Here is an 18,618-nt window from a genome sequence, read left to right as displayed (position 1 = left end):
ATGGAACGCGAAGAGATCGACATATTCCTTGCCGGGGCCGGTCCGGCCGGGCTGATCGCGGCGGCGACCTTCGCGGCCGAGGGGTTCCGGGTGCTGGTCGCCGATCCCGGCCCCAAGCCGGGGCCCGCCGGGCGCGGCGACCTGCGCTCCACCGCCTTCCTGCGTCCGGCGCAGGCCCTGTTCGAGCGGATCGGGCTGTGGCCCGCGCTGGCCCCGCTGGCGACACCGCTGGACGGGCTGCGGATCGTCGATCTGGCCGGAGAGCCCCCCACGGTGCGGACCGAGCGCCTGTTCGCGCAGGCAAGCGCCGGGCCGTTGGGCTGGAACTTCATGAACGATTCCCTGCGCGGTGCGGTTCTGGCCCATCTGGAACGCCAGCCGGGGGTCGAGATCGCCTGGGGCTGCGGCTTTGCCGCGCTGGTCAACCGCTCGACCGAGGTGCTGATCCGCCTCACCGACGGGCGCCGCCTGCGGGCGCGTCTGGCGGTGGCGGCGGATGGCCGGGCCTCGCCGATGCGCGACGCCGCCGGGATCGAGCTTTCGGTGACGCGCTACGGGCAGAAGGCGCTGGCCTTCGCGGTTTCGCATCCGGTGCCGCATGACCGTATCTCGACCGAACTCTATCTCGACGGCGGCCCCTTCACCATGGTGCCGCTGCCCGATGCCGGGGGCGTTCCGGCCTCGGCGGTGGTCTGGATGAACCCCGGCCCCCGGGCCACCGAACTGGCCGCCCTGCCGCCCGAACCCTTCGCCGCCGAGGCGACCCGGCGCAGCGGCGGCTTGCTGGGGCCGCTGGAATTGCTGACCGAGCGCGCACTCTGGCCGGTGGTCTCGCAGCGGGCGCGGGCGCTCACCTCGGGCCGGGTGGCGCTGATCGCCGAGGCGGCGCACGTGCTGCCCCCGATCGGGGCGCAGGGGCTGAACACCTCGGTGATGGATATCGCCGCGCTGGCGCAGTCCATGGCCGGGCAGCCGGACCCGGGCGCTGCCGCGGTGCTGGCCCGTTTCGAGGCCAGCCGCAGCCGCGACATCGCCGCCCGCGCCATCGCCATCGACCTGTTCAACCGGGTCACCCGCTCGCCCGACCGGCTGGCGCAGGAGTTGCGGCAGATCGGGCTGAAACTGGTCCATGACGTTGCGCCGATCCGGCGCGGGCTGATCCGTGCCGGGATGGGCCCGCCGGGTCAGGACGCATGACGCGGATCACAGCGGCCCCGGCAGGCGTTCCTCGCTCAGCAGCACATTGGCCTCGACCTCGCCCATGCCCGGCAGGGTCATGATCCGGCGCCGCAGGAGACGTTCGAAATCCGGCAGGTCGCGGGCCGCGATCCTCAGCCGGTAATCGTAGTGCCCCACGACGTGATGCACCTCGATCACCTCCGGAATTGCGGTCACCGCACGTTCGAAATCCTCCAGGCTGACCCTGCCCTTGATCGCCAGCTTCAGGCCCAGGAAGACCGTCACCCCCAGACCCAACCGTTCCAGGTCCAGATCGACCCAGGCCCCTGCCAGCACGCCGGAGTCCTCCAGGGCCTTGATCCGACGCCAGACCTGTGGCTGCGGAACGCCCAGCCGCCGGCCAAGTGCCGCCGAGGTCAGGGTGGCATCCTCGGCCAATGCCCGCAGGATGGCGCGGTCGGTGGGGTCGAGATCACTCATAGCGGCAAGGTCCCCGCCGGCTTGATCCGGGCGACCTGCATCAGCGCCTCGAGATCGGCGATATGCGGCAGGGTCAGGATCTTCTCGTGATAAAGCCGCTGGTAATGGCCCATGTCGCGGGCGATCATCACCAGCCGGACATCGACGCGGCCGAGGAACGTCTGCAGTTCCAGCACCTCGGGCACCTGGCGGGCGGCGGCAAGAAACTCGTCGAAGGCGCGCGGGTCGGTCTTGTCCAGCGTGACCCGCAGCGAGACCTCGACCGCCCAGCCCAGGGCCTGCCAGTCGATCCGGGCCCGGATGCCCTTCAGGATTCCCGCCGCGCGCAGCTTTTCCAGCCTCCGCCCGCAGGTGGCCGGCGTGACCCCGGCGCGTTCGGCCAGGTCGGCGGTGCTCAGCCCCGGCTCGGCCAGCAGGCGGCGCAGGATGCGGCGGTCGGTATCATCGGGCTGCATGAAATCTGCATTTTTCCGGATATATCGAATAGATACTTCGCATACTGCCGCTGAAATGTGAAGTTTGCAGAAAACTCAGCCGAATTCCCCGATATCAAGCTGGCAACGAAACCCAAGGAAGGACTCGGCCATGCGCGTCTACTACGACCGTGACTGCGATATCAATTTCATCAAGGACAAGAAGGTCGCCATCCTCGGCTATGGCAGCCAGGGCCATGCCCATGCGCTGAACCTGCGCGACTCGGGCGCCAAGAACCTTGTCGTTGCGCTGCGCGAGGGCTCTCCCTCGGCCAAGAAGGCCGAAGGCGAAGGCCTGAAGGTGATGGGCATCGCCGAAGCCGCCGCCTGGTGCGACCTGATCATGTTCACCATGCCCGACGAGCTGCAGGCCGAGACCTACAAGAAATACGTCCATGACAACCTGCGTGAAGGTGCGGCGATCGCCTTTGCCCACGGCCTCAACGTCCATTTCGGCCTGATCGAGCCGAAGCCCGGCGTCGATGTCATCATGATGGCCCCGAAAGGCCCCGGGCACACCGTGCGCGGCGAATACGTCAAGGGCGGCGGCGTGCCCTGCCTGGTTGCGGTGCATCAGGATGCCAGCGGCAAGGCGATGGAACTCGGACTCTCCTACTGCTCGGGCATCGGCGGCGGCCGTTCCGGCATCATCGAGACCAACTTCCGCCAGGAATGCGAAACCGACCTCTTCGGTGAGCAGGCCGTGCTCTGCGGTGGCCTCGTGGAACTCATCCGCATGGGCTTCGAAACCCTGGTCGAAGCCGGATACGAACCGGAAATGGCCTATTTCGAGTGCCTGCACGAGGTGAAGCTGATCGTCGACCTGATCTACGAAGGCGGCATCGCCAACATGAACTACTCGATCTCGAACACGGCCGAGTATGGCGAATACGTCTCGGGCCCGCGGATCCTGCCCTATGAAGAGACCAAGAAGCGCATGAAGGAAGTCCTGCGCGACATCCAGACCGGCAAGTTCGTGCGTGACTTCATGCAGGAGAACGCCGTCGGCCAGCCGATGTTCAAGGCCACCCGCCGCCTGAACGACGAACACCAGATCGAGCAGGTCGGCGAGAAGCTTCGCGCGATGATGCCCTGGATCTCCAAAGGCAAGATGGTCGACAAGTCCCGCAACTGATGCGTTGAGTCTGGATCATGGCCGGGCTGGGCGTCGCCGATCAGGCGGTGCACAGCCCGGCGTCCAGCGTCTTGATCGCGATCCTCACCGGACGCCCGGTGGACCTGGTTCGCGGCGGCACCCGGTCCTTCGCATGCGCTGGCCGGCGGGCTCAGCCGGCCGCCGCCACCGCCTCGACGATGCCGTCCACCACCTGCGCCAACAGCGTCTCGTCCTCGCATTCCGCCATCACGCGGATCAGCGGCTCGGTCCCCGATTTGCGGATCAGCAGCCGCCCGGCCCCGTTCAGCATGCCCTCGGCATCGGCGATCACCGCCTTGACCGACTCCGCCGCCAGCGGCTCGGCACCTTCGGAAAACCGCACGTTCTTCAGAAGCTGCGGCACCGGAGCGAAGTTCTGCACCAGTTCCGAGGCCGGGCGCCCGGTCTCGACCATGGCGGCCAGGAACTGCAACCCGGCAACCAGCCCGTCACCGGTGGTGGCGAAATCGGTCATCACGATATGTCCGGATTGCTCGCCGCCCAGGTTCATCCCTTTGGCCCGCATCCGCTCGACCACATAGCGGTCACCGACCGGGGTCCGTTCCAGCGTCAGGCCGCGGCCGGCCAGGTACCGTTCCAACCCCAGGTTCGACATCACCGTGGCGACCAGCGCGCCGCCCTTCAGCCGGCCCTCGTCGGCCCAGCGTCCGGCCAGCAGCGCCATGATCTGGTCGCCATCGGCCACCCGTCCGTTCTCGTCCAGGATCATCACCCGGTCGGCATCGCCATCCAGGCAGATTCCGACATCGGCGCCATGCGCCCGCACCGCCTCGGCCGCCGCATCGGTGTGGGTCGATCCGCATTTGTCGTTGATATTGATGCCGTTGGGCGTGATCCCGATGGGGATCACCTCGGCCCCCAGTTCCCACAGCACCTCCGGCGCGGCCCGGTAGGCGGCGCCGTTGGCGCAATCGATCACCACCTTCAGACCGGCCAGGCGGGTGCCCTGCGGGAAGGTCGTCTTGGCAAATTCCTCGTAGCGGCCGCGACCGTCCTCGATCCGCCGGGCCGAGCCGATCTTCGACGGCTCCGCCAGCCGGATATCGCCGTTCAGCATCGCCTCGATCTCGGCCTCGGCGACATCCGAGAGCTTGAACCCGTCGGGGCCGAAGAACTTGATGCCGTTGTCCTCATGCGGGTTGTGGCTGGCCGAGATCATGATCCCCAGATCGGCCCGCATCGAGCGGGTCAGAAAGCCGACCGCCGGGGTCGGCAACGGGCCGGTCAGCAGTACATTCATTCCGGTCGAGGTCAGCCCCGCCGTCAGGGCATTCTCGAGCATGTAGCCCGAGCGGCGGGTATCCTTGCCGATCAGCACCCGGTGCCGGGTCGAACCGCCATCCTGCCGGAAGAACCGGCCTGCCGCCGCCCCGAGCCGAAGCGCCATCTCGGCGGTCATCGGATAGCTGTTGGCCGTTCCGCGCACCCCGTCGGTGCCGAAGAGTGTTCTGGTCATCCTGCGCTTTCCCTGCCTGTCGCCTGTCCGGCCTGTCCGCGGATTGCGGCCTGCCAGAGCGCGAGGCCCTGCCTGCTGGGCAAAATATCATGGACCCGCAGGATCTGAACCCCCTGTGCCACCGCGCCAAGGGCCAGAGCCAGGGATCCGGGCATCCTGTCGGCGGGTTCCGGCGCATCTCCGATCACGCCGATGAAACGTTTGCGGCTGACGCCCAGCAGCACCGGAACGCCCAGACCGTGGAACAGCGACAAACGGGCCAGCAGCGCCAGATTGTGCTCCTGGGTCTTGCCAAAGCCGATGCCGGGATCGACGACGATGTTCTTCCGGGCGATTCCGGCAGCCTCGGCCACCGCGATCCGCGCCGCCAGATGGTCGTAGACATCCAGCAGAACGTCGTCATAACGCGGCGCGGCCTGCATGGTTTCGGGGTCGCCCTGGGCATGCATCAGGCAGATCGGCACGCCCGAGGTGGCGGCGCAGGCGGCCATTCCGGGATCGAAGCTCAAAGCCGAAACATCGTTCAGCATCGCCGCCCCGGCGTCCAGCGCCGCCCGCGCCACCCCGGCCTTGCGGGTGTCGATCGAGATCGGCGGCAGGCCCTGCCCCTGCAACCCGGCGATCACCGGCGCGGTGCGGGCGATCTCCTCGGCTTCGGGCACCAGGGCCGCGCCGGGGCGCGTGCTTTCGCCACCGATGTCCAGCAGATCGGCCCCCTCCCCGGCCATGCGGCGGGCCCGGGCCAGCGCCGCCTCGGGCGCCAGATAGAGCCCGCCGTCGGAAAAGCTGTCGGGCGTCACGTTCAGGATTCCCATCAGCCGCGGCCGGTCCATGTCCAGCCCCACGACCGGCGGGCGCGGCGCCGTCAGTCGTGCCAGAACCTCGGCCGGCGTCTCCTCCCAGCCGATGATTTCGGGCGCGGCTTCGCGGGCCAGGACTTCGACCCGGTCGAACCAGCACCAGCCCCCCGCCAATAGCTGCGAGTCGGCCGGCCGGGCCGGGTCTGTCATCGGGATCGGACGGTAATAGAGTGTCATGCTGCAATCCTCCCGAAGCGGTCGAATGCGGGATCAGTCAAGTGTCGCCTCCGTCGCGGGGCGGCTGCGCAGGGTCAGCCCCGGCACCTCCGGTGGCGCCTCGGCGCCGATCAGCAGCACATCCACCGCCCCCAGTTCCTGCGCCAGCCATAGCGCCAGCCCGACCGGATCGCGCGGATCGGCCTCGACACCGCGCGGCGTGTCCAGCACCAGCTTCGACGGCGCCCAGACCACGATCTGGTGATGCTTCACCGCATGGTCCATCTCGGTCCGTGAACCGACCACCACGCAGCGCCTATCCCGGGCCGCCAGGACCCAGGCGGCCTGCTCGATCGCCAGCAGGTCGATCCGCCGCTGCGCCAGCGCTTCGATGGCCTGCGGTCGGTTGCCTTCGGCTCCGACGCAAAGCACCGAGGCCGGGCCGGACGCTTCCAGCTGGTCGAGCCAGCCGGTCAGCAGCGGGCTGGCCACCGCCTCGGGCGCCAGGAACACCACGCGCGGCGTGGGCCCGACCGGCTCGGGCCGGCCCGGCAGATGCTCGCGGCCGCGGACGATCTCGACACCCAGGGCCCCCGGCCCACGGTCCAGCTTCTCGACCCGGACAAAGACCCGCAGCGCCTGCGGGCGGGCCAGGATCCGTTCCGCGATCCGCCCGGCCAGGGTTTCCAGCAGATTGATCCGCTCGGCCCCCAATTCGGCGGCAATCGCCTCGGTGATCGTGTCATAGCTCAGGATGCGATCGACGTCGTCGTCGAACGGCGGCGCCAGGGGCACGACCTCGACCACGACATTGAAGGCCAGCCGCTGCCGGCGGCCGCGTTCTTCCTGAAAGGCGCCGATCTCGGCCTCCACGACATGGTCGCGCAGCGAGATGCGGTCGGCGGGGCCGCTGGCCGTGGCTTCGGCACGCATTTCGGGTGGCCCGAAGGCCTGGGCGGTCTCACTCGGCATCGGCGCCTCCTCGGCGCCCGACTTAGCCGGTCGGCGACCGGATTGCCACGCCCGGAACGACCCTAGCGGCGGTAGAAGCGGTGCGTGCCGATCTTCGCCGTCAGGGCAAAGCGCCGGGCCCAGGACGGGTGCACGGTTCCGTTGTGGTAATACATCGCGCCATGGGTCAGGGTCCGGGGTGCGCCCGCGAGCATCAGCTTGGCGATCTTCGCCACCCGCTCATAGGCGGCCTTTTCCCGGATCACATCGGCATGACCGTCGCACTTGTACGAGAACTGGCAGGCATGGCGGCGTCCGGCCCCCTGCCCGACCACGCCGCAGACCGAATTCGGATAGAGTCCGGAGTCGCGCCGGTTCAGGATCACCTCGGCCACCGCGACCTGGCCCTTGACCGTCTCGCCCCGGGCCTCGAAATACAGCGCCTCGGCCAGGCATTTGAACTCGGCACCGCCGGTGGCGTGGGGCTGTGCCGCGATCCATTCCGGATCATAGGAGATCCGTCCCACCTTGCCCTTCGGCCCGGCCTCGCGCACCACCTGCTGCTGCATCACAAGCGGCATCGCGGCCATCAGAGAGGCATGATCCCGGCCCAGCAGATCGGCGATCTGTGCTGCAGGTTCCAATGCCGGACCATTGGAAGTGCTCAATCGCCCGTCTGCGCCTGCCATGCCGGCGCATACGAGCGAGGCGCCGCAAAGCAGCGCTCCCACCAAAAACTTCAAAGCTAACCCCCTAGCAGATTGCCCAAACCGACGGGCCACTGATACGCCACCGTTTCCGAGGCGAGGTCATACTGCAAAATTCGACCATGAGTCCAGCTTTCGCTCTCACAAGCACTTGACAAGCGGGAGAGCGCTCGTTCCGCAGGGTCAGGAAACGAGTTCTCGAATCGTTCCCGCAATGAATGATTTCAACACCTTACGGACAGCTACCTTGGATTTTTCGGCTCCAGGAGCGCCAGTTGTGCCGCCGCCAGCCGCGCAACCGGAACGCGATAGGGCGAACAGGAGACATAATCGAAGCCGGCCGCCCGACAAAAGCCGATGGACTCGGGGTTGCCGCCGTGTTCGCCGCAGAGGGCGACGGTGATATCCGGCTTCGACTCGCGTCCGCGTTCGGCCCCGATCTTCAGCAGCTCGCCCACCCCTTCGGTGTCGAGCTGGTGGAACGGGTCTTCCCCGAAGACGCCCTGGCTGACATAGGCCGCCATGAACCGGCCGGCATCATCGCGCGACAGGCCATAGGTCATCTGGGTCAGGTCATTGGTGCCGAAGGACAGGAAATCGGCATGGCGCGCGATCTCTCCGGCCCGCAGCGCGGCGCGCGGAGTCTCGACCATCACGCCAAGCCGATAGGTGAAACTGGCGCGTTTGGCATTCCGGACCTCGGCGGCGACCGCGTCGATCCGTGACTTGACCAGTTCGACCTCGCGCCGGGCCGAGACCAGCGGGATCATGATTTCGGGCACCACCGGCTCGCCCAGACGGCTGGCCTCGATCGTCGCCTCGAAGATGGCCCGGGCCTGCATGTCGTAGATCTCGGGCATCACGATGCCCAGCCGGACACCGCGCATCCCCAGCATCGGGTTGAATTCCGACAGCGCATCGACCCGTGCCGTGACATCGGCCAGCGGCAGCGCCAGCGCCTCGGCCAGTTCGCGCATCCCGTCGCGTTCGGACGGCAGGAATTCGTGCAGCGGCGGATCGAACAGCCGGATGCAGACCGGCATCCCCTGCATGATGCTGAAGAGCCTTGTAAAATCCTCGCGCTGCATGGGCAGCAGCCGTTCGAGCACGGCGCGGCGATCCTCGGCCTTGTCGGCAAAGATCATTTCGCGCATCACCGTCAGCCGGTCTTCCTCGAAGAACATGTGCTCGGTCCGACACAGGCCGATCCCCTCGGCCTCGAACATCCGGGCGGTCTGGGCATCGGCGGGGGTGTCGGCATTGGCGCGGATGCCGATGTCGCGCACCTCGTCGGCCCAGGACAGCAACGAACGGAAGGCCCCGTCCAGCGCCGGCGCCAGCATCTGCGCGGCACCGGCCAGCACCTCGCCGGTCGAGCCGTCGAGCGTGATGATGTCGCCTTCCCTAAACACCCGCCCGTCGGCGGTCTTCACCGAGCGGTCACGGGGGACGAAGCGCAGGCCACGGGCGCCGACCACGCAGGGCAGGCCCAGACCCCGGGCGATGACCGCGGCATGGCTGGTCATCCCGCCCTTCTCGGTCAACACACCGGCAGCGACATGCATCCCGCGCACGTCCTCGGGCGTGGTTTCGCGGCGCACCAATATGCAGGGCTCGCCCTGGGCCGCACTGGCCTGCGCCGCGGACGAGGAAAGCACGATCCGTCCGACCGCCCCCCCGGGGCTGGCGGCGATGCCGGTGATCGCCACGTCCCGGGCACCGCGCGGATCGACCTGACGGTGCAGCAGTTCGGTCAGGGCCCGCGGCGGAATCCGCAGCACGGCCTCGGTCTTCGGAATGCAGCCATCCTCGGCCAGCCGCACCGCGATCTTCAGCGCCGCCCGCGCGGACCGCCCGATCCGCACCGCATCGAGAACATGCAACCTGTTGTTCTCGATGGTGAATTCGATCTGCATTTCTTCGCGCAGCCGGGACCGGATAAGGCTGCCATAACGCAGGAGGTCGGCATAGGCCTCGGGGCACAGCTCTTCGAACGAGGGGCCGCGCGGGTCGCGGGTCAGATAGAGCGCGCCCTCGCCGGTCAGCGCGTCGCGTCCCTGCGCCTGGCTGCGATAGCGCCCGGTTATCTGCGGCTCTCCGGTCACCGGATCGGCGAACTGGATCACCCCGGCACCGCTTTCCGGACGGCCGAGGCCCAGGGCCATCGCCTGCACGACCAGCCCAAGCCCCGCATCCGCCGGGGCGCCGCGCGCCATCCGCAGCAGCCGAGCCGAGGTTCCGGCCCAGGCCCGCGCCATCGAACGCAGAACCTCGGCCAGTTGCACCGCCGGGTCCTGCGGAAAGGCCTCGTCGGTCTCGAGCTCATAGGCGCGGAGCGCTTCGGCCGGGGTCAGGACCCCATCGGCCTTGGCGGAATCGAACATTTCCGGGTCCAGCCGGGCGACATGAACCGCGTAGGCTTGGATAAATCGAACATAGAGCTGGTCAGCCGCCTCGACGCCCAAGGTTCTGGACAACTCGGCATGCAGCGCCTGGTTCATGCCGATATTCAGCATCGCCCCCGGCCCGCCCCAGTCCGGATCCTCCGAGGACGGCCGGACCGAGACCAGCCCGACACCGTTCAGGCAGGCCAGCATGGCCCGGGTATCGGGCATCTGCCCGGCGGCGATCCGCTCGACCATGTCGAAGGGCAGCGCCAGGGTCTCGGGCACCGGCAGGTCCAGCCGCACCAGACGCTGCAGACACTTCGCCCGGCCGCCATGCGCCTTGGTCGTGATCGCCGCGTCGGGCGTGATCCGCAGATACGCGGTGGTGTCGACGTGTTTCTGCAATGCAGCATACCTCGCTGCAGCCGAGAATAGTCCCTGCTTGCTGCGGCGCAATACAAAGCAGCGTTTCAGCCGGATTCCGTTCCGTCTAGACGCGGCGCCGCAACGTCAGCGCATCATTCGGCGGCTCAGTTTCGCGGCCTGCCTGGCCCGCCGGGCAGTCTGCCGGGCCTCCTTGGCCTGGCGGCGCTCTTCCGGGGTCATGTCCCTGGCCGCCCCGTCGCGGGCCTTCCGGCCGCCCGCGGCGCGGTCGATCCCGGCCTTGACGCCACGGTTGACCAACTGGCGCATCACCGTGCGGAGGAGGTAATCGAGTATGTTCATGTCCTGCTCCTTCGCCCCCGGGGGCAGCCTATCACGCCGGGCCCTGACCGTCGAACATTTCGCCCTGTTCCAGGTCTTCGCCCTCTTCGGCGTCCGCCGCCTCGTCGTCCTCCCCCGGCCCGTTGCTGCCCGGGAAGGGCCGGCTTTCCAGCAGCCCGGAGGCCCGCAGTTCCTTCAGCCCCGGCAGGTCGCGGGCGTTCTCCAGCCCGAAATGGTCCAGGAATTCCTCGGTCACGACAAAGGTCACCGGACGGCCCGGGGTCATCTTGCGGCGGCCGAAGCGGATCCAGCCCAGTTCGATCAGCTGGTCGATGGTCCCACGCGAGACCGAGACGCCGCGGATTTCCTCGATCTCGGCCCGGGTGGCGGGCTGATGATAGGCGATGATCGCCAGGGTCTCGATCGCGGCGCGGCTGAGCTTGCGGGTCTCGACCGTTTCCTTGCGCATCAGGAAGCCCAGGTCCGGCGCGGTGCGCACCGCCCAGTTGTCGCCGACCCGCACCACATTCACCCCGCGCCCCTCGTAGCGGCGCTGGAGCAGCCGCACCGCTTCGGAAGCATCCGAGCCATGCGGCATACGGGCGTTCATTTCCGCCAGGCTGACCGGTTCGGCAGTGGCAAAGAGGATGGCCTCGACCATCCGTTCCTGCTCTGCCAGCGGCGGTGCCTTGAACAGGCTTTCTTCTTGCTCTTCAGACATTTGGCCGTTTCCTGATCTGGATCGGCGCGAACATCTCGCCTTGCCGAAGCTCGATTGTTCCGGCTTTCGTCAGTTCCAGCGAAGCGGCGAAAGTGGCCGCTGTCGCCGAGCGGCGGCGGGCCGGATCGACCTCCCAGCCTTCGGGCAGATAGCTCTCCAGCGTGGTCCAGTCACCGGCAAAGCCGATCAGCCCGCGCATCCTGTCCAGCGCCTGATCCATGGTGAAGAAATGATCGCGATCCATCGCATAGGGGCGGAACTCGTCGCGGGTCCGAATCCGCGCATAGGCCTGCATCAGGTCGAGAAGCGTCGCCGTGTAGGTGACCCGCCGCACCGCCTGAACATCCTCGGGCACCCCGCGCACGAAGAAGTCGCGGCCCTTCTGATCGCGCCCCATCAGCCGCGCCGAGACCTCGCGCATCGCCTCCAGGCGTTCCAGCTGGAAGGCCAGATGCGCGGCCATCTCTTCGCCCGAAGGGCCTTCGTCGGCGGGATCGGGGGGCAGCAGCAGGCGCGACTTCAGGAACGCCAGCCAGGCCGCCATCACCAGATAGTCCGCCGCCAGCTCCAGCCGCAGGTCGCGGGCCCGGTCGATGAAGCCCAGATATTGCTCGGCCAGCTGCAGCACCGAAATCTTCCGCAGATCGACCTTCTGGCTGCGCGACAGGGTCAGCAGAAGGTCCAGCGGCCCCTCCCAGCCATCGACATCGACGATCAGCGCCTCGGCATCCAGCCGGTCGCGCACCCGCTCTCCGCGGTCTCCCGCGTCCTCGAAGTCTTCGGTCCCGGTCATCCGCCGCCCTGCTGAAGTGCGAGAAACTCGTCCTCGGCGGCTTCGATGTCAAGCGTCGGACCGGCGGGACGCGCGGCCAGGGCGGCCTCGGCCCGGCTCAGCGCCTGTCCGGTCAGCGGCCCGGCGGCGGCGGTGACCAGCTCGCATTCCGACGGCTCGCCCTTGCAGTAGAGCACCAGATCGCAGCCCGCCGCGATCGCGGCCCGGGTCCGCTGGTCGAGATCGCCGCTCAGCGCCTCCATCGAGATGTCGTCCGTCATCACCAGGCCCTGAAAGCCGATCTCGCCCCGGATCAGATGCAGCATCTCGCGCGACTGGGTGGCCGGGGCGGCATCGTCGAAGGCCGGATAGACGACATGCGCGGTCATCGCCATCGGCAGGTCCGCCAGCGCCGCGAAGGGCGCAAAGTCGCGGGCCCGCAGGGTGGCGCGGTCCTCGCCCACCACCGGCAGATGCAGGTGGCTGTCCACCGTCGCGGCGCCATGTCCGGGAAGATGCTTCATCACCGGCAGGCACCCCCCGGCCAGCAGCCCCGCCGCCATCGCCCGCGCCATATGGACAACGACATCGGGAGCCTCGCCATAGCAGCGGTTGCGCAGGAAGGGATGCGTCGCGGCACTGGCCACATCGGCGCAGGGGGCGCAGTCGGTGTCGATCCCGACACCGCGCAGTTCGGCCCCGATCAGGGCACCGCGCAGGAACATCATCCGCGCCGCGTCCTCGCCCGCCGACTCGACCTGATCCAGCGGCGGCACCCATTCGCGCCAATGCGGGGCCCGCAGGCGCTGCACCCGGCCGCCTTCCTGATCCACCAGAACCGGACAATCGCGGCCGACGGAGTCGCGCAGATCGGAGGTCAGCGCGGAAAGCTGCGCGGGATCCTCGACGTTCCGGGCAAAGAGGATGAAGCCCCAGGGATCGAGAGCGCGGAATCGGGCCTTGTCCTGCGGGGTCAGCCGGGGACCTTCCGGGGCCAGGATGCAGGCCGCGACCATCTCAGCGGGTGGCGACCGGCACGCAGAGCGGCTTGGACTTGTCCGCCGCCAGAATGGCGCAGAACCGACGTGCGTCGGCCAGGTCCTCGAACCCTGCCACCCGCAGCCGGTAAAAGGTCTGCCCGCCGCTGGTCGCCTTCTGGATCACCCGCATCTTGCCGTCCATCACATCGGCGAATTTCACTGCAATCTTGCCCCATTCCTTGCGCGCCAGTTCGACCGAGTCGAAGGCGCCCAACTGCACCAGGCGGGAATCGGCCGGCAGGCTGTCGGCCGAGATTTCCACGGCGGATTCGGCCGCGGCCGCCTCTTTCTCGGCCTCGGGCACCGCAGCGGCGGCGAGGATCGCGACAGCGCGTTCCAGGCGCGCCGGACGTTCCGGCGGCCGGGGCGAGCGCTTGACGCCGGGAACCGAGGCCGGAACCAGCTTCAGCGCCTGCGCGGGCGGCGCGGCATCGGCCAGCGTGGCCGAGGCGGCAACCGGCGGCGCGGCGTCGGGATCGATCAGACCGGCATCGGCAGCCTCGGCATCGGTGCCGCCCTCCAGCACTTCGGCCACGGCGGCATCGGTCTGTTCGGAATAATCCGGCACCGGCGCCCCGGCCAGTTCGGCCAGCGGCAGGTCATGGTCCAGAAGGTCCGGCGCCGGGGGCGCCAGCACCAGTTCGTCGGCAATCTCTCCGGCTTCGCCGACCGCCGCGACCTGGTTGACCGCCAGCCCCTGAAAGGCCATCCGGTCGCCGCCCGGGTCCTTGGGCTGTATCCGCATCGGCCCTTCCAGCGCCCGCACCACCGGCACGCCGTTCACATCGCGCATCAGAAGCTTGTAACCCCAGACCCCGACGCCCAGCACCATGGCCAGCGAGGTCGCCGCCCCAAGCAGTCCGATCCATCCAGAAACCGACCCGCGCGACCTTGTCGCCGGACCGTAGAGCTCACCAAGTTCGGTGTCCGCCATTTGCCTGCCTTGTTCACCGTCGGGCCGCCTCTCTGCCGGAGACGTGCCCAAACCCTGCTCGACCGCCGCGATGCTTCAGCGCATTTCTTCGGCGGGTGTGACGCCAAGAATACCAAGACCAGCAGAAATCACAACAGAAACGGCCCTGGGCAGGGCGATTTTCGCCGCCGAACGGGCCGGATCGCCCTCTTGCAGGAAGCGCAGCTCGGGCTGATCGTTGCCGCGATTCCAGAGGGCATGAAAATCCGACGCAAGATCATAGAGATAGAAGGCGATCCTGTGCGGCTCATGGCCCCGGGCGGCAATTTCGACCAGGCGCGGCCATTCGGCCAGCCGTTTCGCCAGCTTGACTTCCGCCTCATCCTCGATCAGCGGCACATCGGTCAGATGCAGCCCGGCTTCCAGCGACTTGCGCAGCACCGAGCGGATACGGGCATGGGCATATTGAACGTAGAAGACCGGGTTGTCCTTGGATTGCTCCAGGATACGGGCAAAGTCGAATTCCAGCGGCGCGTCGTTCTTGCGGGTCAGCATCACGAAGCGGGTCACGTCGGCGCCGGCCTGTTCGACCACGTCGCGCAGGGTCACGAAGGTGCCGGCCCGTTTCGACATCTTGAACGGCTCGCCGTTCTTCATCAGCTTGACCAGCTGGATCAGCTTCACGTCCAGCGGCACCCTGCCGTCGGAGAGCGCCGAGACCACCGCCTTGATCCGCTTGGCATAGCCGCCATGGTCTGCGCCCAGCACGTCGATCAGCTGGTCGAAGCCACGCCGCACCTTGTCCCAGTGATAGGCGATGTCGGGCGCGAAATAGGTCCATGACCCGTCCGATTTCATCACCGGCCGATCGACATCGTCGCCGTGGGCGGTGGACCGGAACAGGGTCTGCTCACGCGGTTCCCAGTCGTCGGGCACCTTGCCCTTGGGCGGTTCGAGCAGGCCTTCGTAGATCAGCCCCTTGCTGCGCAGCTCGTCGATCGCCTCTTCGATCTTGCCGGTGCCGTAAAGCGCCTTTTCCGAGCTGTAGACATCCATCTTGACGCCCAGCTGCGCCAGGTCGGCGCGGATCATCGCCATCATCGCCTCGGTGGCGAATTCGCGCACATCGGCCAACCAGTATTGCTCGCCCTTGTCGAGCAGGCTGTCGCCGTATTTCTCCTTCAGCGCCTCGCCCACCGGCACCAGATAGTCGCCCGGATAAAGCCCTTCGGCGATCTCGGGCGACAGGCCATGCGCCTCGCGGTAGCGCTCATAGACCGAGCGCGCCAGCACATCGACCTGCGCGCCGCCGTCGTTGATGTAGTATTCCCGCGTCACCGCATAGCCGGCAAAGGCCAGCAGCGAGGCCAGCGCATCCCCGAAGACCGCGCCCCGGACATGGCCGACATGCATCGGGCCGGTCGGGTTGGCGCTGACGAATTCGACATTGACACTCTGCCCGGCGCCGAGGTTCGAGCGGCCGTAATCGGCGCTCTGGCCCAGGATATGCTGCACCAGGCTGCCCCAGACATCCGGCGCCAGCCGCAGGTTGAGAAAGCCGGGCCCGGCCACCTCGGCCGTCTCGACCCTCGGATCGGCGGTCAGGCGCGGCGCCAGCGCCTCGGCAATGGCGCGCGGCGCCATGCGGGCGGGCTTGGCCAGCACCATCGCCGCATTGGTCGCCATGTCGCCATGGCCCGCGTCGCGCGGCGGCTCCACGGCAACGGCAGAGAAATCCAGCCCTTCGGGCAACGCGCCCTCACCGGTCATCGCGGCAAGGTTTTCGAGCACCAGGGTGCGAATATCAGCAAAAATGTTCATGACTTGGGCCTATAGGGATCGGGGCGGATTTACCACGGGCAGCGCGTTCGTCAATCCGCCCGCTTTCTGGCATCGGCGCTTTGGCCTAATCTGGCGCCACAATCCGGCCGGTTTCGGCCCGAACGGAGCCTCTCTCACCGTGACCAATACGCTGGCAACCATCCTCGGCCTGATGATTATCGGCTTTCTCCTGCTCGACCACTTCGTGCTGCACCTCGACGCGGCGGTGTTCCTGTTCCGCAAGCTTGGCGAACTGACCACCTGGATGGCCTTCTGGCACCAGGGGATCTAGGCCGAACGGCGCCCTGCGCCCCCTGTCCCGGTTGACGTTTCGCCCGGAATGCCGTTCAACGCAGGCCAAGTCATTCCAGCTTTCTCACAGGGGACATCAGCATGGCCGTCAAAGTCGCGATCAACGGGTTCGGACGCATCGGGCGCAACGTCCTGCGCGCCATCATCGAACAGGGCCGCACCGACATCGAAGTCGTGGCGATCAACGATCTGGGCCCGGTCGAAACCAATGCCCATCTGCTGCGCCACGACTCGGTGCACGGAAAGTTTCCGCATCCGGTGAAGGTCGATGGCAACTCGATCGACGTCGGACGCGGCCCGATCGCGGTCTCGGCGGTGCGCAACCCGGCCGAACTGCCCTGGAAGCATGTCGATATCGTGCTGGAATGCACCGGCATCTTCACCGCCCGCGACAAGGCCAAGGTTCACCTCGAGAACGGCGCCAGCCGGGTTCTGGTCTCGGCGCCGTCGAACGGGGCCGACAACACGGTCGTCTACAAGGTCAACGACGACACGCTGACGGGTGAGCAGTTGGTGGTCTCGAACGGCTCCTGCACCACCAACTGCCTGGCCCCGGTGGCCAAGGTGCTGGACGACACCTTCGGCATCACCACCGGCTTCATGACCACGATCCACAGCTACACCGGCGACCAGCCGACGCTGGACACGATGCACAAGGATCTCTACCGCGCCCGCGCCGCCGCGCTCAGCATGATCCCGACCTCGACCGGCGCCGCCAAGGCCCTGGGCCTGGTGCTGCCGAAGCTGAACGGCAAGCTGGACGGCTCCTCGATCCGGGTCCCGACACCGAACGTCTCCTGCGTCGATCTCAGCGTGGTGCTGGAGAAATCGGCGACCGTGGAAGAGATCAACGCCGCCATGCTGGCCGCGTCCGAAGGCGCGATGAGCGGCGTGCTGGGCTATGAGACCCAGCCGCTGGTCTCGACCGACTACAACCACAACCCGGCCTCCTCGACCTTTGCCGCCGACCAGACCAAGGTGCTGCCCGGCAACCTGGTCCGGGTGCTGGCCTGGTATGACAACGAATGGGGCTTCTCGAACCGGATGGCGGATGTCGCCGTGGCGATGGGCAAGCTGATCTGAGACCTGCCCCACCGGGTGGCTCAAGGGGCGCCTTCGGGCGCCCCTTTTCCTGCGTGACCGCCGGTCAGGGGTGGCCCCCCCGCCATTGCCATGCATCCAGTGCAATGCTGCACCGCAGAAACAGCGCTTGTTACCGCAAACATTCGTGCCCATCCTTCGGTCAACGGGGAACAGACCCCAGGCCGAGAGGATACTTCCGATGACCTTCTTCAACGATCTCCGCAGCGCCGTCGCCAAACGCGCCGCCTATGCCCGCACCGTCCGTGAAATCCGCTCTCTTCCGCTGGACGTGGCGCTGGACCTCGACATCTACCGCGAGGACGCGCCCCGGATCGCCCGCCGCGCCGTCTACGGCCGCTGATCCTCCGGCCGGTCCGCCTGGCCGAATTTGGCGTGTAGCGCGTCGAAGACCGGCCTGGGCACGAATTTCGACACGTCGCCGCCCAGCCGGGCGATTTCCTTGACCAGCTTCGAGGCAATCGCCTGATGCTTGGCCTCGGCCATCATGAACACCGTCTCGATGCTTTCATCCAGCACCCGGTTCATCCCGACCATCTGATACTCGTATTCGAAATCCGCCACCGCCCGCAGGCCGCGGATGATGATCCCGGCCCCGACATCGCGGGCACAGTCGATCAGCAGATTCTCGAACGGATGCACCTCGATCTCGATCCCGGTCTCGACAGCGACCCGGGCGCATTCGTCCCCGACCATCGCCACCCGCTCGTCCAGCGAGAACAGCGGCCCCTTGTCGCGGTTGATCGCGACCCCGATCACCAGCCGGTCCACCAGCGCAGCGGCGCGGCGGATGATGTCGAGATGCCCCAGAGTAATCGGATCGAAAGTTCCGGGGTAGAGTCCGATGCGCATGGTTGATCCTCCTGGCCAGGGGCACGCAACATTATTGCGCCGCGGAATGCAAGGCGGTTTTCATCCGGCACCGCGCCATCCGGATGCCATGCGGGTTCGGGCTAGCTGCCCTTGATCATGCCTTCCAGCGCATCGCGCTCCATCGCCAGTTCGGCCAGCCGCGCCTTGACCACGTCTCCGATCGAGATGATCCCCGTCATCTCCTCGCCCGCCATCACCGGCATGTGGCGGAACCGGCCCTCGGTCATCTGGGTCAGCACCGTCTCGGCGGCATCCGAGGCGGTGCAGGTGACCAGATTTCTGGTCATCAGGGCGCTGACCAGATCGGCCATGCAACCCTGCCCCCGCTTGCCCAGCTCGCGCACGATGTCGCGTTCCGAAAGGATGCCCACGGGGCGCTTCCCGTCTTCCGAGACGATCACCGCGCCGATCCTTCGGGCCGAAAGAAGCTCGGCCGCGGCGGCGACCGTCGCGCCCGGCAGGATCGTGACCACCGGCGCCTCGGGCTTGGATTTCAGGATCTGTGCAACCAGCATCGGGAGTCCTCCTTGCGCC

The 18,618-nt window shown here is 67.6% G+C and carries 20 protein-coding genes; 5 read left to right on the top strand and 15 right to left on the bottom strand.

Going from position 1 to position 18,618, the window contains the following annotated elements; all coding sequences use genetic code 11:
• Nucleotides 1-1,197: an FAD-dependent monooxygenase gene (locus NUW50_RS13200; protein ID WP_258289604.1), complete on the top strand. Its 1,197-nt coding sequence runs from the start codon at nucleotides 1-3 to the stop codon at nucleotides 1,195-1,197.
• 6 nt (nucleotides 1,198-1,203) lie between these two features.
• On the opposite strand, the gene NUW50_RS13195 is transcribed toward NUW50_RS13200, so the two are convergent.
• Nucleotides 1,204-1,659 carry an Lrp/AsnC family transcriptional regulator gene (locus NUW50_RS13195; RefSeq protein WP_258289603.1) on the bottom strand — a complete coding sequence of 152 codons (456 nt, stop codon included), beginning with the start codon at nucleotides 1,657-1,659 and terminating at the stop codon, nucleotides 1,204-1,206.
• Complete coding sequence (locus NUW50_RS13190; protein ID WP_258289602.1) at nucleotides 1,656-2,114, bottom strand: Lrp/AsnC family transcriptional regulator; 459 nt, start codon at nucleotides 2,112-2,114, stop codon at nucleotides 1,656-1,658. Before NUW50_RS13190 ends, NUW50_RS13195 begins: the two co-directional genes overlap by 4 nt.
• Before the next feature lie 130 nt (nucleotides 2,115-2,244).
• Here NUW50_RS13190 and ilvC point away from each other — a divergent pair, with 130 nt between their 5' ends.
• Nucleotides 2,245-3,267, top strand: a complete 1,023-nt coding sequence (gene ilvC, locus NUW50_RS13185) for a ketol-acid reductoisomerase (protein ID WP_258289601.1) — start codon at nucleotides 2,245-2,247, stop codon at nucleotides 3,265-3,267.
• 151 nt (nucleotides 3,268-3,418) lie between these two features.
• Here the strand turns inward: ilvC and glmM are convergent, their stop codons facing one another.
• The 11 genes from glmM to argS form a co-directional block, all read right to left on the bottom strand.
• The gene (glmM, locus tag NUW50_RS13180; protein WP_258289600.1) at nucleotides 3,419-4,765 is read right to left on the bottom strand and encodes a phosphoglucosamine mutase; all 1,347 of its coding nucleotides are present in this window, start codon (nucleotides 4,763-4,765) and stop codon (nucleotides 3,419-3,421) included.
• Nucleotides 4,762-5,802: a dihydropteroate synthase gene (gene folP, locus NUW50_RS13175; protein WP_258289599.1), complete on the bottom strand. Its 1,041-nt coding sequence runs from the start codon at nucleotides 5,800-5,802 to the stop codon at nucleotides 4,762-4,764. Before folP ends, glmM begins: the two co-directional genes overlap by 4 nt.
• A 33-nt stretch (nucleotides 5,803-5,835) precedes the next feature.
• Nucleotides 5,836-6,753: a dihydroneopterin aldolase gene (locus NUW50_RS13170; RefSeq protein ID WP_258289598.1), complete on the bottom strand. Its 918-nt coding sequence runs from the start codon at nucleotides 6,751-6,753 to the stop codon at nucleotides 5,836-5,838.
• A gap of 62 nt (nucleotides 6,754-6,815) precedes the next feature.
• Nucleotides 6,816-7,376 (bottom strand): cell wall hydrolase, encoded by a 561-nt coding sequence (locus NUW50_RS13165; RefSeq protein WP_258289597.1) that lies wholly within the window; start codon nucleotides 7,374-7,376, stop codon nucleotides 6,816-6,818.
• Between the two features lie 305 nt (nucleotides 7,377-7,681).
• Nucleotides 7,682-10,231 carry a pyruvate, phosphate dikinase gene (locus NUW50_RS13160; protein ID WP_258289596.1) on the bottom strand — a complete coding sequence of 850 codons (2,550 nt, stop codon included), beginning with the start codon at nucleotides 10,229-10,231 and terminating at the stop codon, nucleotides 7,682-7,684.
• A gap of 105 nt (nucleotides 10,232-10,336) precedes the next feature.
• Entirely contained in the window at nucleotides 10,337-10,552 is a 216-nt protein-coding gene (locus NUW50_RS13155; RefSeq protein ID WP_258289595.1) for a hypothetical protein, read from the bottom strand.
• A gap of 31 nt (nucleotides 10,553-10,583) precedes the next feature.
• Nucleotides 10,584-11,252, bottom strand: coding sequence for an SMC-Scp complex subunit ScpB (gene scpB / locus NUW50_RS13150; protein WP_258289594.1), 669 nt, complete (start codon nucleotides 11,250-11,252; stop codon nucleotides 10,584-10,586).
• Nucleotides 11,245-12,045 carry a segregation and condensation protein A gene (locus NUW50_RS13145; protein ID WP_258289593.1) on the bottom strand — a complete coding sequence of 267 codons (801 nt, stop codon included), beginning with the start codon at nucleotides 12,043-12,045 and terminating at the stop codon, nucleotides 11,245-11,247. Before NUW50_RS13145 ends, scpB begins: the two co-directional genes overlap by 8 nt.
• Nucleotides 12,042-13,040, bottom strand: coding sequence for a beta-N-acetylhexosaminidase (nagZ, locus tag NUW50_RS13140; RefSeq protein WP_258289592.1), 999 nt, complete (start codon nucleotides 13,038-13,040; stop codon nucleotides 12,042-12,044). The genes NUW50_RS13145 and nagZ overlap by 4 nt, the downstream gene beginning before the upstream one ends.
• Before the next feature lies 1 nt (nucleotide 13,041).
• Nucleotides 13,042-13,998 (bottom strand): SPOR domain-containing protein, encoded by a 957-nt coding sequence (locus NUW50_RS13135; protein WP_258289591.1) that lies wholly within the window; start codon nucleotides 13,996-13,998, stop codon nucleotides 13,042-13,044.
• Nucleotides 13,999-14,073: 75 nt separating this feature from the next.
• Entirely contained in the window at nucleotides 14,074-15,798 is a 1,725-nt protein-coding gene (gene argS / locus NUW50_RS13130; RefSeq protein ID WP_258289590.1) for an arginine--tRNA ligase, read from the bottom strand.
• Here argS and NUW50_RS13125 point away from each other — a divergent pair.
• The 3 genes from NUW50_RS13125 to NUW50_RS13115 all read left to right on the top strand — a co-directional run bounded on the left by NUW50_RS13125 (nucleotide 15,797) and on the right by NUW50_RS13115 (nucleotide 17,554).
• Nucleotides 15,797-16,090 carry a hypothetical protein gene (locus NUW50_RS13125; RefSeq protein ID WP_258289589.1) on the top strand — a complete coding sequence of 98 codons (294 nt, stop codon included), beginning with the start codon at nucleotides 15,797-15,799 and terminating at the stop codon, nucleotides 16,088-16,090. The two genes, argS and NUW50_RS13125, sit on opposite strands and share 2 nt — an antisense overlap.
• Nucleotides 16,091-16,191: 101 nt before the next feature.
• The gene (gene gap / locus NUW50_RS13120) at nucleotides 16,192-17,193 is read left to right on the top strand and encodes a type I glyceraldehyde-3-phosphate dehydrogenase (RefSeq protein ID WP_258289588.1); all 1,002 of its coding nucleotides are present in this window, start codon (nucleotides 16,192-16,194) and stop codon (nucleotides 17,191-17,193) included.
• Nucleotides 17,194-17,392: 199 nt separating this feature from the next.
• Nucleotides 17,393-17,554 (top strand): hypothetical protein, encoded by a 162-nt coding sequence (locus NUW50_RS13115; RefSeq protein WP_258289587.1) that lies wholly within the window; start codon nucleotides 17,393-17,395, stop codon nucleotides 17,552-17,554.
• On the opposite strand, the gene coaD is transcribed toward NUW50_RS13115, so the two are convergent.
• Nucleotides 17,542-18,063 (bottom strand): pantetheine-phosphate adenylyltransferase, encoded by a 522-nt coding sequence (gene coaD, locus NUW50_RS13110; RefSeq protein WP_258289586.1) that lies wholly within the window; start codon nucleotides 18,061-18,063, stop codon nucleotides 17,542-17,544. The genes NUW50_RS13115 and coaD overlap by 13 nt on opposite strands.
• A 101-nt stretch (nucleotides 18,064-18,164) precedes the next feature.
• Nucleotides 18,165-18,599: a CBS domain-containing protein gene (locus tag NUW50_RS13105; protein WP_258289585.1), complete on the bottom strand. Its 435-nt coding sequence runs from the start codon at nucleotides 18,597-18,599 to the stop codon at nucleotides 18,165-18,167.
• Nucleotides 18,600-18,618 lie beyond the last annotated feature (19 nt).

This window comes from Frigidibacter sp. ROC022, from assembly GCF_024723735.1.
In the GTDB taxonomy this organism is placed as follows: Bacteria; Pseudomonadota; Alphaproteobacteria; order Rhodobacterales; family Rhodobacteraceae; genus SLM-1.
This window is presented reverse-complemented; position numbering and strand designations above follow the sequence as displayed.

Coding starts and splice junctions, on each gene's coding strand:
- NUW50_RS13195 (WP_258289603.1), bottom strand. CDS start 1,659: ATGAGTGATCTCGACCCCACCGACCGCGCCATCCTGCGGGCATTGGCC.
- NUW50_RS13105 (WP_258289585.1), bottom strand. CDS start 18,599: ATGCTGGTTGCACAGATCCTGAAATCCAAGCCCGAGGCGCCGGTGGTC.
- NUW50_RS13135 (WP_258289591.1), bottom strand. CDS start 13,998: ATGGCGGACACCGAACTTGGTGAGCTCTACGGTCCGGCGACAAGGTCG.
- NUW50_RS13190 (WP_258289602.1), bottom strand. CDS start 2,114: ATGCAGCCCGATGATACCGACCGCCGCATCCTGCGCCGCCTGCTGGCC.
- nagZ (WP_258289592.1), bottom strand. CDS start 13,040: ATGGTCGCGGCCTGCATCCTGGCCCCGGAAGGTCCCCGGCTGACCCCG.
- folP (WP_258289599.1), bottom strand. CDS start 5,802: ATGACACTCTATTACCGTCCGATCCCGATGACAGACCCGGCCCGGCCG.
- NUW50_RS13125 (WP_258289589.1), top strand. CDS start 15,797: ATGACTTGGGCCTATAGGGATCGGGGCGGATTTACCACGGGCAGCGCG.
- NUW50_RS13170 (WP_258289598.1), bottom strand. CDS start 6,753: ATGCCGAGTGAGACCGCCCAGGCCTTCGGGCCACCCGAAATGCGTGCC.
- ilvC (WP_258289601.1), top strand. CDS start 2,245: ATGCGCGTCTACTACGACCGTGACTGCGATATCAATTTCATCAAGGAC.
- NUW50_RS13145 (WP_258289593.1), bottom strand. CDS start 12,045: ATGACCGGGACCGAAGACTTCGAGGACGCGGGAGACCGCGGAGAGCGG.
- NUW50_RS13115 (WP_258289587.1), top strand. CDS start 17,393: ATGACCTTCTTCAACGATCTCCGCAGCGCCGTCGCCAAACGCGCCGCC.
- coaD (WP_258289586.1), bottom strand. CDS start 18,063: ATGCGCATCGGACTCTACCCCGGAACTTTCGATCCGATTACTCTGGGG.
- gap (WP_258289588.1), top strand. CDS start 16,192: ATGGCCGTCAAAGTCGCGATCAACGGGTTCGGACGCATCGGGCGCAAC.
- NUW50_RS13200 (WP_258289604.1), top strand. CDS start 1: ATGGAACGCGAAGAGATCGACATATTCCTTGCCGGGGCCGGTCCGGCC.
- glmM (WP_258289600.1), bottom strand. CDS start 4,765: ATGACCAGAACACTCTTCGGCACCGACGGGGTGCGCGGAACGGCCAAC.
- NUW50_RS13155 (WP_258289595.1), bottom strand. CDS start 10,552: ATGAACATACTCGATTACCTCCTCCGCACGGTGATGCGCCAGTTGGTC.
- scpB (WP_258289594.1), bottom strand. CDS start 11,252: ATGTCTGAAGAGCAAGAAGAAAGCCTGTTCAAGGCACCGCCGCTGGCA.
- argS (WP_258289590.1), bottom strand. CDS start 15,798: ATGAACATTTTTGCTGATATTCGCACCCTGGTGCTCGAAAACCTTGCC.